Consider the following 14,933-nt stretch of genomic DNA (forward strand, 5'->3'; position numbering starts at 1 on the left):
GGAGTTAAAATGAAAACAAAATTTTTAAATAATTTTGATCCATTAAAAAATGAAAGAGTCGAAATTATGGATCAAAATGGTAAGATAATAAATCCAAAATTGATGCCCAATATTAAAGATACACAAATTTTAGAAGCTTATAAAATAATGAATTTATCAAGACGTCAGGATGATTTTCAAAATAAAGTACAACGACAAGGTAGATTGCTTTCATTCTTATCCTCAACTGGTCAAGAAGCTTGCGAAGTTGGGTACACTTTTCCTATGATTAAAGGAAAAGATTGATTAGTACCAGGTTATAGAAATAATGCTGCTTGATTAACTGCTGGAATGCCAATGAGAAACATAATGCTTTATTGAATGGGAAATGAATATGGTGCAAAGTCTCCAGATGGAATAAACTTATTACCTCCAAATATAATAATTGGTTCACAGTTTTCTCACGCTTCTGGAATTGCATTTGCTGAAAAATATAAAAAATCAGGTGGTGTTGTAATTACTACTACAGGTGATGGTGGAATGAGTGAAGGTGAAACTTATGAAGCTATGAATTTTGCAAAATTACATGAGCTTCCAGTTATTTTTATAAGTGAGAATAACAAATGAGCTATTTCTACTCCATATTCTAAATCAACTAAATCAATTAATATTGCAGTAAAAGGAATTGGAGTTGGAATACCGTCAATTAAAGTTGATGGAAATGATTTTTTGGCTTGTTATGGAGTTGTCTCTGAAGCTTTGGAGTATTCAAGAAATGGTAATGGGCCTATTTTAATAGAATTTGACACTTATAGACTTGGAGCTCATTCATCATCAGATAATCCAAAAATATATAGACCTGAAGAAGAATTTCAAGAAGCATTAAAAAGGGACCCATTAATAAGAATGAAAAACTATTTAATAGAAATTGGTTTATGAGATGAAAAAAAACAAGAAAAACTAGACAAAAAACAAGATGAGACAATTGCTGCAGAATTTGAGTATGCTGAAAAAAACAAAGATTACCCCTTAGAAGATGTTTTTAATTATATTTATTCTGAAAAAACTCCAGAACTTAATGATCAATATAAAGAAGCAAAGGATTTCTTTGATAAATATCCTGATGCAAAAGGAGGACATCACTAATGGCTAAAATTTTAAATAATATTAAAGCGGTTTCTGAAGCATTAGATGTAGCAATGGATAAATGAAAAGAAGTTGTTGTTTATGGCGAGGATGCTGGATTTGAAGGTGGGGTTTTTAGAGCAACAGAAGGTTTGCAAGCAAAATTTGGTGAAGAACGTTGTTTTGATGCGCCAATTAGTGAAGCTTTATTTGTTGGTTTAGCAATTGGTATGTCTTTGAATGGGATGAAACCTGTAGTTGAACTTCAATTTGAAGGTTTAGGATGAGCATCATTACAAAATATTTTTGGTCATATGGGTAGAATGAGAAATAGAACAAGAGGGAAATACCCAACACCAGTAGTAATTAGAATGCCCATGGGAGGAGGAATTAGAGCACTAGAACTTCATTCAGAAGCGATGGAAGCAATATATGCACATACACCAGGAATAAAAATCGTATGTCCTTCAACTCCTTATGATACAAAGGGTTTAATTTTGGCTGCTATTGATTCGCCAGACCCAGTTATTGTTTTTGAACCAACAAAACTTTATAGAGCTTTTAAACAAGAAGTTCCAGATGGATTTTATACAGTTACAATTGGCGAGGCATTTAAAATACAAGAAGGTAACGATTTAACTGTTGTTACTTATGGTGCTCAAACTATAGATTGTCAAAAAGCAATTGAAAAATTTGAAGAAAAAAATCCAAACTTAACAATAGAATTAATTGACCTTAGAAGCATTAAACCATGAGATAGAAAAATGATATTTGATTCTGTTAAAAAAACAGGAAGAATGTTAGTTGTACATGAAGCCGTTAAATCTTTTTCGGTATCATCAGAAATAATTGCTTCAGTACAAGAAGAATGTTTTGAATATCTAAAAGCACCTTTATCAAGATGCACTGGTTATGATATTGTAATACCTTTTGACTCTGGTGAAGGATATCATCAACCTAATCCAACAAAAATATTAGTAAAAATAGAAGAATTAATTAATTATAAGTTTTAGTTAATAAGGAGATAAAATTATGTTTAAAGTAAAATTTGCTGATATTGGAGAAGGTTTAACCGAAGGAACTGTTACAGAAATACATGTAAAAAAAGGTGATAATGTTAAAAGTGGAGACCCATTATTTAATGTTGAAACTGATAAAGTTAATTCAGACATTTTTGCACCAACTGAAGGTAAGATATCAAAAATCTTGATATCACAAGGTCAAGAAATAAAGGTTGGTGATGTTGTAATAGAAATTGATGATGGAAAAGATTTAAAAGATACTAAAAGTGAGCCGATTGAAGAAAATGCTTCAGTTGTTGGATCAACTCCAGTTTCAAATGAAGTTATATCAAGGAATCTAAATAATAATAATAATAATAATAATAATAATAATAATAATAATAACCAAAACAACAATATGTCAAACAAGAATAATATTATTAAAGCATCACCACTAGCTAGAAAAATGGCTGCAAATTTAGGTGTCGATCTTAATAATGTAATACCTACAGGTCCAAACAATCGTATTTTATCTAAAGATATTCAAAACTTTTCAAGTGATAATAATAAACTTGAAAAAGTTCAAAACTTTAACCAAAAAACAGAAATAGGCTTATCATTTAATAAAATTGATTATTCAAATCCAATGATTAGTGTTCCTAACTTTGATGAACCATTAACTTTTGAATCAATACCAATGAACCCAATAAGAAAAGCTACAGTTAAGGCTATGGAAATTGCTCACACAAAAGCAGCTGGATTTACAGGTATAAAAAATATTGACGTTACAGAATTGGTTGATTTAAGAAACCAATTAAAATCTTTTGCTGACAGTCAAAGAGTTAAATTAACATATTTAGCTTTTATAATTAAAGCGGTTACATTATCATTAAAAGATATGCCTAATTTAAATGTAAGAATCGACGAAGAAAATAAAGTAATCAAATTTGCAAATCAAATAAATATAGGTATGGCTTGTGACACTCCTGATGGTTTAATGGTACCGGTTATAAAAAGTGCCGATAAATTAAGTGTTTTTCAAATTGCTGTAAAAATTAATGAACTTGCATTAAAGGCAAGAACTAAAAAACTCTCAATGAGCGAAATGAGTGGAGCAACTTTTACAGTAACAAATTTTGGTTCAGTTGGTTTAGATTACGCAACTCCAATTGTGAACTACCCTGAATCTGCTATTTTGGGAGTTGGAAATATAACAAAAGCTCCTGGTGTAGTTAAAGAACAAATTCAAATAAGAGACTATATGCCGTTTTCATTAACTGCAGATCATAAAGTAATAGATGGTGCTGATGCAGGAAGGTTTTTACAAAGAATTAATTATTATCTTGAAAATCCTGCTATATTGCTAGTTTAAGGAGTTAAAATTATGTTTAAAGTAAAATTTGCAGATATTGGAGAAGGTTTAACCGAAGGAACTGTTACAGAAATACATGTAAAAAAAGGTGATAATGTTAAAAGTGGAGACCCATTATTTAATGTTGAAACTGATAAAGTTAATTCAGACATTTTTGCACCAACTGATGGTAAGATATCAAAAATCTTGATATCACAAGGTCAAGAAATAAAAGTTGGTGATGTTGTAATAGAAATTGATGATGGAAAAGATTTAAAAGATACTAAAAGTGAGCCGATTGAAGAAAATGCTTCAGTTGTTGGGTCAACTCCAGTTTCAAATGATCTATTAAAAAGAGGACGTAAAATACAGATATCAAAAAACATTAGTGAAAATGAAGTTGTTAATAAAGTTAATAGTATTTTAGATGGTCATACACCTAATGTTTTTATTAATAATACAGAAAATGACCTTAGACCTGCACCTAAATATTCACCAAAAATCATTGAAAATCATTTTGACGTAATTATGGTTGGTGCTGGAGTTGGAGGATATGTTGGTGCAATTAAATGCTCTAGACTAGGTCTTAAAACTCTTATAATTGAAAAGCAAAATTATGGTGGAGTTTGTTTAAATATCGGTTGTATTCCGACAAAAACATTACTAAAATCAGCAGATTTATATGAACAAATAATAAAATCTGAAAAATATGGTATAAAAGTTGATTTAAAAGCAGTTAAAGCAGATTGAAAGGCAATCCAAGAAAGAAAAATCGACGTAGTATCAAAATTAACTAATGGTGTTAAAGGTTTGCTTAAAAAAAATAATGTAAATATTGTAGAAGGTGAAGCAAAAGCATTAGATAAAAATACAATAGAAGTAAATAAAAAAATATACACATGTGATAATTTAATAATTGCGACGGGTAGTGTTCCAAATAGCATGAATTTGCCAGGCGCAAAAGAAGCTATTGAAAGTGGTTTTTTGGTTGACTCAACTGGAGCGTTGGCATTACCTAAAATTCCTAAAAAATTAGTCATAATTGGTGGCGGTGTAATTGGTGTTGAGTTTGCTTGTGTTTATAAAAGACTTGGAGCCAAGGTAACAATACTTCAATTTCTACCAACTATTTTAGAAATGTTAGATAGTGATGTTTCTAAAGAAATGACAAAAGAGTTAATGAATAGAGGAAATTTGGAGATAATAACTGGTGCTTCAACTAAAGAATTTAAAGGCAACTCAGTTATATATGAAAAAGATGGTAAAACATTTACAATTGAAGCTGATTATTGTTTACAATCAGTTGGTAGAAAAACTGTTACAACAGGTTTTGACAATATTGGTTTAAATAAAAATGAAAGAAATCACATAATTATAAATGATCACTGTGAAACAAATATCGATGGAGTTTATGCAATTGGTGATGTTACTGGAAAAATGATGTTAGCACATGTTGCTTCTTATCAAGGCTTAATTGCAGCAAATAGAATTGCAAAAAGACTTGGCAATAAAGATGCAGAAGACATCATTATGAACTATAATAAAGTACCAAGTTGTATATACACTCACCCAGAAGTTGCGATGATTGGTAAAACTGAAGACCAACTAAAAAAAGAAGGCATTGAATACAAAGCGTATAAATTTCCTTTTGCAGCAATAGGAAAAGCACTAGCTGATGGTAATACAACAGGTTTTGTGAAACTAATTTGTGAACCAAAGTATAAAGAAGTTATTGGCGCACATATAATTGCAAACACTGCAACTGATATGATATCTGAAATTACAACTTTGATGGAAGCAGAAGGAACAATTACTGAATTATCAAAAGCAATACACCCGCATCCAACTTTAAGTGAGGCAGTATGAGAAGCGGCAGAAGCTCTTGAATTTGGAAAACCAATTAATTTCTAAAAAAAATTTTACTAGTCTATCTTTAATAAAATTATGTCGACATTGTCGACTTTTTTAATTTATTTAAAAAATTAATTATTATTCAAGTAAGTAATTTTAAATAATGGTATATAATTATTAAAAATAAAGAAAATAGGAATTGAAAATAGAAAAAATTTAAATTAAAAGATAACTTGGAAATATTAAATTATTATCAAATAGCAATAAGTACACTTTTTAGAAATGTTTCTATTCATAAAGTGTTTTTTTTATGGAGGTATGAATGCAAAAAGTAAAAGAAAGAGTTAAATTCTTTTCAAAAGATAAATTTAAAAAATATGGTGCACTTCTTAAAGGTTCAATAAAAGCATATCCATTTTTATTTTCAACTTATATATTTTTAGCAATATTTGATACTACTTTATTCTCATGTATGTCACTTGTAATTGCGAATTTAATTAAAAATATTACTGGTGAAGGTGGTGCAACTTTATTTGGTTTGCAAATGCATTGATATAGTTGGACTGCAATTGGAATTTCAATGGTAGTTACATATGCAATTGTTGAATATTTTTTTAACTATGTTGGTGGTGTTTGAACTAGAAAAATCGAGATATGACTTAGAGTTAAATGTTTAAAAGCTTTAGTTGATGTTGATTTAACATTCTACTCAAAAAACCAAATTGGTAATTACATGACTAAAATTATTGGTGATTCACAAGGGGCAGCTGATGGTTTGAATGAATGAACAAATAACTTTATTTATATAATTATTATGTTGATTTTAATTAATATAATAATGTTTGCTCTTGACCCTTTAATTGCTGCTATTGCACTTAGTGTATTTGTAGTTTTGCTTATTTTATCTTTATTTGTTTTTTTTGCATATCGTAAGTCAACAATAGAATCAATTGACTACAAACAAAATTTAGATGCAGATAATACAGATAGATTAATGAATATAAGATTAATTAAATCAAGCGGAACAGAATTAAGTGAACTGGAAAGAATTAAAGTAAACAATAAACTATATGCAAAAAAAGTTAATAAAACAGTTTGATGAGGAACATTTCTAATTATATTTGCAAACTTTTTTGGTTGAATACTACCAGGATTAATTACAATATCTATAATTTTAATTTATAATGGCACATATAGTATTTCACAAATATCTGCTTTAATAATTCCGTTTGTATCAACGGTTACAATATTAACTGGAGCAATGTTTTTACTACCAATGGTTTTAAGAGCGCTATCAATTTCAATGAATTGTAACTGAAGGTTAAATTATATTTATTCTCAAGAAAGTTTAATAAAATATTCACTTGAACCAGTTAAAATCGATAGTATTGATAAAATTGAAATTAAAGACATGGAATTTATATACCCAGAATCTCCAAATAAGGTTATACTTCCTAAAACTTCATTAACTTTTGAAAAAGGAAAAAGCTATGCGTTTGTTGGAGAAACAGGTAGTGGTAAATCTACAATTGCAAAAGTTTTATTAAGATTTTATGATCCTTCACAAGGAAAAGTTCTTATAAATGGAATAAACTTAAAAAATATTGATATGCCAAGTTACTTGGATAAACTTGGATACGTTGAACAAGAACCTCAAATTTTGTACGGTACAGTAATGGACAATATAAGATATGCAAAATTTGATGCAACTGATGAAGAAGTAATTGCTGCTGCTAAAAAAGCAAGTTTACATAATTTTATATTAACTCTATCTGATAAATACGACACAATTTTAGGTGAACGTGGTTTTATATTTTCAGGAGGACAAAAACAACGTTTAGTAATTGCGCGTATGTTTTTAAAAAATCCAGAACTATTAATTTTAGATGAAGCTACAAGTGCATTAGATAACATTGTTGAAAAAGAAGTTCAAGCTCAATTAGATAAACTAATCGTTGGTAGAACAACAATAGTTATTGCACATAGGTTATCAACAATAAGAGATTGTGACCAGATTATTGTGTTGGGTGGTAATGCTGGTGGAATTGTACAAATGGGTACGTTTGATGAATTAAAAGAACAAGAAGGTCATTTTATAAATTTATATAAAGCTGGATTGATGGGGTAATAATATGAATACACAAATTTATGAAGAAAAAGCAAAAGCAGAAATTGCTCAAAAAATCTTAGAAGAACATAAACAACATGGTTATTTATGGCTACTATTTTCATATTTAAAACATCACCCATGAACTGCAACAATTATTTTTGTTTTATCTGCACTTGGTAGTGGATTAGCTGTTAGTATCCCATTACTTATGCAACAAACTTTATTATGCATAAGTAATTTGAGAGATGACGGTAAAGATACAACAACCACTTTTATAATCTGACAATTTACTTGAAAAGATTGAATTTATTTACAACTTGCTGTTTATGTTGCATTAGCAATTCTTGTTTTTACAAGAAATATAACTGTAGGTAAATTAGGAAGAGATATAGAAATACATTTAAGAAATGAAACTTTAAAAGCTTTAATGATGCAAGATATTTCTTATTACAGTACTCAAAAAATTGGAGAAATATTAACAAAACTTGGAGCAGACACATGATTGATTGGTGAACAAACAAGGGTAATCCCAACTATGTTATTAATGGCTGTTTTTAATTTTATAGGTTCTGCAATAGTTCTTTTGACAGTAGATTGAAAACTTGGATTAATTGCAACAGGGTTTATTTCTTTTGGTCTGATTTCAATGATATTTTTCTTGAAAAGAGTTGGAAAATGAGTTGGAAAATTAAGAACTACAATTACTTTCGTTAACGGAGACATTACAGATAGAATTGGTTCAATTAGATTAATTAAAGCTAGTGGTACTGAAAAATATGAAAAAAACCGTTTTAAAGAAATTCATGGAGAATTTTATGACACTGTAAAAAAATTTTTTAGAAGACTAAGTTTTGTTATGACTGGTGCCTTTACAACTGTTATGGCGCTTCAACTTGTTGTACTTTTATCTGCTTATGGTTTTTATTATGATCAAATACCACACTTAATTATAATATCTACAACATTTATTGCGGGTTTAGGAACAATGACATCCCCAATTTATTTATTGCTTAGATCTGCGTTTGGGTATATGATGGCAAACGAATGTACAAAAAGGGTTTATCAAATAACTACTTCTAAACCAAAATTTGATTCTCATTACTACAAGGGTCAAGGTAAATACTTACAATCTATAAACAAAGATATTGTATTTAATGGAGTGTCTTTTAATTATCCTGAAAAACCACACGTTAATGTTTTACCTAAATTTGATTTTACATTTGAAAAAGGAAAAAGCTATGCTTTTGTTGGAGAAACTGGTAGCGGTAAGTCATCAATTGCAAAATTGTTATTAAGATTTTATGACCCAACAGAAGGGGTTATACTTATAAATGGTGAAGATGACTTAAAAGATTTACATTTAAAATCATATCTTGACTTAATTGGTTATGTAGAACAAGAACCACAAATTATGTTTGGAACAGTTAAAGAAAATATAATGTATACTAATCCTGAAGCAACTGATGAAGAAGTTATTGCTGCTGCAAAAAAAGCTAATTTACACAAATTGGTAATGAGTTGACCAAATCAATACAATACAATCCTTGGAGAACGTGGATTTATGTTAAGTGGTGGTCAAAAACAACGTTTAGTAATTGCACGTATGTTTTTAAAAAACCCAGAAGTACTTATTTTAGATGAAGCTACAAGTGCGCTAGATAATATTGTTGAAAAAGAAATTCAAGTTGAACTTGATAAATTAATGAAAAATAGAACAAGTATTTCAATTGCACATAGACTATCTACAATTAAAAATTGTGATCAAATAATTGTTTTAGCAAGAGGGCAAGGGGTTGTTCAAAAAGGTACATTTAATGAGTTAAAAAATAAACCAGGGCATTTTAAAAATTTATATGACGCTGGTTTAATGAAAGAAGAAAAGCAGAATAATAATTAATATTTATTGGCAAATTAAATATATAAAAATAGAGTTCCCATTTAATGCTCTTTTTTTATATAATGAATATATTATCAATTTAATTTATTGATAAACTTAAAAGTGTTATATTGATTATTTTTTATATATAATGTATAATAAAAAAGACTCAAAAGGGGTTAGACTAATGAATAAAGAAGTTAAAATTGTTAAAAATAAAACAAAAAAAATTATGATAGTAACGTTAATTTTCTTAGTTTTATCAGTTACAGGACTTATAGGTTCAATTTTTTTATATTTAAAATTTGAAAGAATTTATCTATTGGTTCCTATGTTTATATTTTTGATTCTTTTAATTTGCTGTTTATTGTCTTTGTTGGGCGGTTTAATTTTTTTAATAAAAAATAAGAGATTAGAACAAATTAAATATATGAAAGCTAAACCTGCTCTTGAATGAGGGATATTTTATTTTAAAGTCCTATCAAATATTGAAAATTTTGTTGTTAAAAATAATAAATTAAAAAAAGGTGATGAGTATGAAGGAGAAAAAGGAAAATCTATTTAAGGATTATAAAAAAATAATTAGAAAATATGTTAAATTTATACCTCTTGTTTATATGGTTTTTATAATTGACGTATTAGTTTTTTATTGTTTAGTTGCTTTATTTATTACGAATAGGATAATTGAAAAAGACTTTTTATCTTGAGCTATTATTGCTGCGTGTTTATATACAATTTTTAGATTCTCATTCGTGAATTGATTTCAAAAAAATAAGTATTATAAAAAAATAGTTGTCTTTGACTTTAAAGATAGTGTTGCAGGTCAAGGAAGAATTATTAAAAGAGAAATATGTTTTAACTCAATTAATTTCTGAGTTATACTTGTAATTATTAACTTTACAACTGCTATTTTTGTTAATTATGAGGTTTCTACTTTTCTAACAAATCAAAAAATAATGTTAGCTGTTACAAATACCTCATTAAATATGTTGTTATTACCATCATTTATATCAACTTTCCAAAAAATTGGACAAACAGATAAAAATGTTGCTTCAAATTATATAAACTTAGTTAAGGATCAGTACTTTTCGAATAAATCATTATTTGAAAATGTAGAATTTGAAAAAAACTTTTTAAACTTAAAATTTACTAAAAATGATTTAGTTTCAAAAAATGGTATTTTTGTTTTAATTAATAAGGATGATTTAAAACAAAAAGAAATTGACAACATGAAAAAAATTAATGATGTTATATTAAAAAACTATAGAGAAATTTGAGAATCATATTATAAATTTTTAAAAGAAAAAAATAATATTAAAGTATCAAAACTTAAAATGCACTCTCAATATTGGATTGAGAGAATTTATGACCATATATTTATAGATTTTTTCGATGTATAAAAAAAATATTGAGTAATATTAAACGTATTACTCAATATTTTTTTAATTTCTAAAAAAAAAAAAAAAACAGAAATAAGTGTATTATAAAAATATAGTATTAATAGATTAATAATAAACAATTTGACAGAGGTAAAATATGATAAAAGTTTCTAACGTTTTTAAAAATTATTCAAAGAAAATTGTATTAAAAAATATTAATTTAGAGATAAAAAAAGGTGAAAAAATTGCAATTATGGGTTTGAATGGTAGTGGAAAAACAACTTTAGCTGAAATTATTTTAAAAATTTTTTCACCATCGTCTGGAGAAGTTGTTTATGAAGATAAAAACATTTCGAAAAATGCAACATTCCAAGATATAAATTTTGATGGTGAATTAAATTTAAAACAACTAGTTAACTTTTATTGTGGTGCTTTTAAAGTGAAAGTTAATACAAGTGAATATTTTAAAAAATTTGATTTAGAAAATGAAACCAAACAAAAATATTTAAAATTATCTGGTGGACAAAAGCAAAAATTTAAATTTTTAATAACATTATTGAATAACCCTAAATTATTACTTTTAGATGAATTAACAACTTCGCTTGATTATTTATGAAGGCATAAAATTGTATTATTAATTAAAGATTATATAATAAAAAACGATTGTACATTAATAATGGTATCACATGATATAGAAGAAGTGTCTCAATTATGTGATAGGGTTTTGTTAATGTCAAATGGTGAAATAATTAAAGACTTAGATTTAAAAAAAACAAAAGAAGAATCAATAAATATCTTGAAAAAGGAGATTTTATCTAATGCTAGCAATATTTAAAGTAGAATCTATAAAATTTATTAAAAACCCTTGGTCAATAATTTTTGGTATATTTTTTCCTATAATGTGAATTTTGATTGATGGATTTGTTTGAGGTAAAAACTCGGTAAACGGTATTAATGTAATGAATTATGTATTTCCAGGTATAGTTTTACTAGTTGCTTCAACATTTACAATTTCAACAATATCTTTAACATTAAGTAATGATAGAATAAACAAAAGATTAAAACAAATATCAATTACTAAAATTGGTGTAACAATGTATCTATTTGGAATTGTTTTGTGAAATTACATTGTATTTATTTGTGACTTCGTATTAATATTTTTAATTGCTACTTTTGCTTTTGAATTAAAGGTTTCCTTTTTGCAGTTTTTATTTTTAATAATTGTACCTCTATTTTTATTTATAACAAATTTTTTTATGGCAGTTTCAATTGCAAATAATAGTAAAACAACAAATTCTAACACCTTTATAACTATTTTGATATTCTATATAACAATATTTTTATCTGGTTCCTCAATACCAACTTACATTTTTCCTGATTGATACAAATGAATACAAATTTTTATACCATCTGGCAGCCCTGTTTTATTATTAACGTATTTGTCTAATGGTATAAATACAACTGAAATATGATATACATATTTAATTATGATTGCATACATTTTAATATTTGGGTTTATTGCAATTAAAACTTTTAAATGACAATAACATATTATTATTTATATATTATTTGACATTTATAACCATATATAATTTAAACAATGGTGTAAAAAAAATGAAATCAAGGATGAAAAGCAAGATTAATAAATTGTTGATAGCAGCAATTATATTTTTGTTATCAATTTATTTTATTAATGTATTATTTGGCTTAAATATAAGTTTATTTCGTGTAATTTGCATTTTAGAGCATTTTAACAATGTTATTTTTATAATGCTTATAGTCATTATTACATCGTATTTAATATATAAATTTTCTTCACTAGTTAAAATAATAAATGAGTATAAAATATCACACTATAATGATTTTTAACTATTATTTATTTTAAATAAAAATATAAGATTATTTAAAATTTATTTTTTAATATCTGCTCCTTTAATTTTAATAAGAATATGTGATGTATTTAGAATATACAGTTTAATTAATAATTATGATTTATTTGCTTCTATAATAATGCTAACTTCTTTATTTTTAATATTGAATTTAATTGTTTTTTCTCTAATAATTTCATTTATATTTTTATGTAAAAGTAAAAAAATCAAAATTATAGATAATAATTTTGATTTTGAATTAATTGATAATTTTATTAGTTTCTTAAATTTAAATCATGAATCTAATTATCTTTATGAAAACTTTGTATTTCAAAATTTTTTATTAGTTTCAATAACTTCATACAAAAACGAAAAAACAATGAAGGTTTTTAAATTGTTAAACCAAAAATTAAGAGATAAAAAGAAAAGCACAGTCCCTCCATTATTCGAATTCTAATTTTTTATCTAGTTTTAAAAAAGGAAGGAGAATAATTATATGAAAAAATTATTAAGTTTAATAGCAACAATGGGTATTGTTTCTTCAACTAGTACAATGGTAATTTCTTGTGGAAACTCAACTGATTCAACTGATAGTCAAAATGATAAAACAGACTTATCAAAAATGACAACAAAAGAATTGGGTACATTAGAAGGTAAAACAGATTTACCAACTTTAGATCAAATAGTAAAAGCAATAAATGAAAAAAATGCAAATTATGGTTTAACAACAGCTGATGTTAAATTAGATGGAACTAATTCAGTAAGCTCTGCAAAATTAATTGCAATTGAAACTTCAAAAAAATTTAATGGAAGTGTTACTGTTACATATACATACAAAAAAAATGTAATAAAAGATTTATCAACATTACCAATTAAAGATTTAGGGAACATAAATGGAGTTGGAGATTTACCATCAATTGATGAAGTTTTAGGTCAAGCAAAAGTTAAAAATCCAGAATGAGATCTAAAATATAGCGAAATTGAATTTGATGGAACACCGACAGTTGAAAAAGCTAAAATAAAAGCAAAAAGTGAATCTAATTTATTTAGTGGTACAGTTGAAGTATCATATAAATTCACTAAAGTTGGTAAACGTGATCTTAAGGATTTAAAAGTCAAAGATTTAGGAAATATTATTAGTACACAAGATTTAGTAACTAGTGTAACTTTAGATGAGATAATAACCGCTATTAATTCAAAAAATGATGGATGAATACTTACAACAAAAGATGTTAAATTATCAGGTTCAGCCACAAAAAATAAAGCTAAATTAGAAGCAGTAGAAAACTCTGCAAGTTTTAGTGGAAATGTAGAAGTAAATTATACTTTTAGAATTTGTTTCAATGTATCTATGCTTGAAGATGTTATTAATAAAAATGGTATTGGAGGAGCGGCTAGACCAAATGAACTAAATATTGGTTTTTTAATGGTTCCGAGTTATAAAAAAGCTGAAATAATGAACTCATTTAAAAGATTTGTAGTACCTTTATTGAAAATGGCAGAAATGCTTGGTATTGTAATAAGTTATGATCAAATTTTAGAAGTAGCAAATATTGATTTATTAGACGACCAAGGAAATGTTGTTAATAATGAAACTGGTGCAAAACCAGTTGCTAAAATGAAGTTAAGTGCTAAGGTAGGTAAAGAAAATTCACTTGATGGGGTTCATATTAAAGGTGAGGGGAACATATCTTTAAAAACTCAAAAAGCGGTTAGTGAAATTGCAAAACAAAAAGAGTTGGTAGATATAAAACCTTCTGACTCTACAGATTACACTGTAAAACAAACAATTTTAAATACGTTTTATGAAAAAAATAACATAACTGATGCAAATTTAAAAAAACAATTTGATGTTACAACAAAAACTGAAACTAGTGCAACAATCAACACTGTATTTAACTCTGATTACACTCCTGATAACATTGATGTTACATTTAAAATAGTTTCACAAGAAGAAAACAAAAGAGTAATTTGAGATATTTCAAAAATGTCAGAAAATGATGAAGGTGAATTTGAACCAACAGTAAAAATTACTTCAGAAGAAAAAAACACAACATTGTATACAGAGTTGTTTAATTGCATAACTAATACAAAAGAACAATTTAAAAACTACTGAACTTTTGAATATATGTATGCCTTTACAGAAGGTAAACAAGCAACATATATATTTGATAATCAAGAAAAATATGAAGCTGAATTTGAGGGAACTATAGAAGCTGGTACCTTATCCTCAACTGACTTTATTAAAAAATTTGATACTATATTTGATATAAATATTGATTCATCAAATAGTAAAATTGAATTAAGTGTAAAATCAGGTCAAGAAAATTTTGCATTAAACGGAAGTTTAACATTAAATTATACAAAATAAAATATATAAATTATATATCTTC

12 protein-coding genes are annotated in these 14,933 nt (G+C 26.5%); all 12 read left to right on the forward strand.

Translation table 4 applies throughout. From position 1 onward, the window contains the following. The first annotated feature begins 9 nt into the window (after positions 1–9). On the forward strand, positions 10–1,125 hold the full coding sequence (pdhA, locus tag SLITO_RS02350) for a pyruvate dehydrogenase (acetyl-transferring) E1 component subunit alpha (protein ID WP_075058182.1): 1,116 nt from the start codon (positions 10–12) through the stop codon (positions 1,123–1,125). Further along, a complete protein-coding gene (locus tag SLITO_RS02355) occupies positions 1,125–2,117 on the forward strand; it encodes an alpha-ketoacid dehydrogenase subunit beta (RefSeq protein WP_075058183.1) in 993 nt (330 codons plus the stop codon). Before pdhA ends, SLITO_RS02355 begins: the two co-directional genes overlap by 1 nt. 19 nt (positions 2,118–2,136) lie before the next feature. Then, positions 2,137–3,477, forward strand: a complete 1,341-nt coding sequence (locus SLITO_RS02360; protein ID WP_075058184.1) for a dihydrolipoamide acetyltransferase family protein — start codon at positions 2,137–2,139, stop codon at positions 3,475–3,477. Positions 3,478–3,489: 12 nt separating this feature from the next. Beyond that, positions 3,490–5,367 carry a dihydrolipoyl dehydrogenase gene (lpdA, locus tag SLITO_RS02365; RefSeq protein ID WP_075058185.1) on the forward strand — a complete coding sequence of 626 codons (1,878 nt, stop codon included), beginning with the start codon at positions 3,490–3,492 and terminating at the stop codon, positions 5,365–5,367. A gap of 262 nt (positions 5,368–5,629) precedes the next feature. Next, positions 5,630–7,435, forward strand: a complete 1,806-nt coding sequence (locus SLITO_RS02370) for an ABC transporter ATP-binding protein (protein ID WP_158500618.1) — start codon at positions 5,630–5,632, stop codon at positions 7,433–7,435. A 4-nt stretch (positions 7,436–7,439) separates the two neighbouring features. Beyond that, complete coding sequence (locus SLITO_RS02375; protein WP_075058187.1) at positions 7,440–9,314, forward strand: ABC transporter ATP-binding protein; 1,875 nt, start codon at positions 7,440–7,442, stop codon at positions 9,312–9,314. Positions 9,315–9,480: 166 nt separating this feature from the next. Next, entirely contained in the window at positions 9,481–9,858 is a 378-nt protein-coding gene (locus SLITO_RS02380) for a hypothetical protein (RefSeq protein WP_144416398.1), read from the forward strand. Next, positions 9,830–10,693, forward strand: a complete 864-nt coding sequence (locus SLITO_RS02385) for a hypothetical protein (protein ID WP_075058189.1) — start codon at positions 9,830–9,832, stop codon at positions 10,691–10,693. Before SLITO_RS02380 ends, SLITO_RS02385 begins: the two co-directional genes overlap by 29 nt. Positions 10,694–10,829: 136 nt before the next feature. Further along, the gene (locus tag SLITO_RS02390; RefSeq protein ID WP_075058190.1) at positions 10,830–11,507 is read left to right on the forward strand and encodes an ATP-binding cassette domain-containing protein; all 678 of its coding nucleotides are present in this window, start codon (positions 10,830–10,832) and stop codon (positions 11,505–11,507) included. Beyond that, on the forward strand, positions 11,491–12,219 hold the full coding sequence (locus SLITO_RS02395) for an ABC transporter permease (protein ID WP_075058191.1): 729 nt from the start codon (positions 11,491–11,493) through the stop codon (positions 12,217–12,219). The genes SLITO_RS02390 and SLITO_RS02395 overlap by 17 nt, the downstream gene beginning before the upstream one ends. Before the next feature lie 463 nt (positions 12,220–12,682). Next, positions 12,683–12,997, forward strand: a complete 315-nt coding sequence (locus SLITO_RS02405; RefSeq protein ID WP_075058193.1) for a hypothetical protein — start codon at positions 12,683–12,685, stop codon at positions 12,995–12,997. A gap of 39 nt (positions 12,998–13,036) precedes the next feature. After that, a complete protein-coding gene (locus SLITO_RS02410; protein ID WP_075058194.1) occupies positions 13,037–14,911 on the forward strand; it encodes a lipoprotein in 1,875 nt (624 codons plus the stop codon). Positions 14,912–14,933: the final 22 nt, after the last annotated feature.

The sequence above is a fragment of the Spiroplasma litorale genome (genome assembly GCF_001267155.1).
Taxonomy (GTDB): Bacteria; Bacillota_I; Bacilli_A; order Mycoplasmatales; family Mycoplasmataceae; genus Spiroplasma_A; species Spiroplasma_A litorale.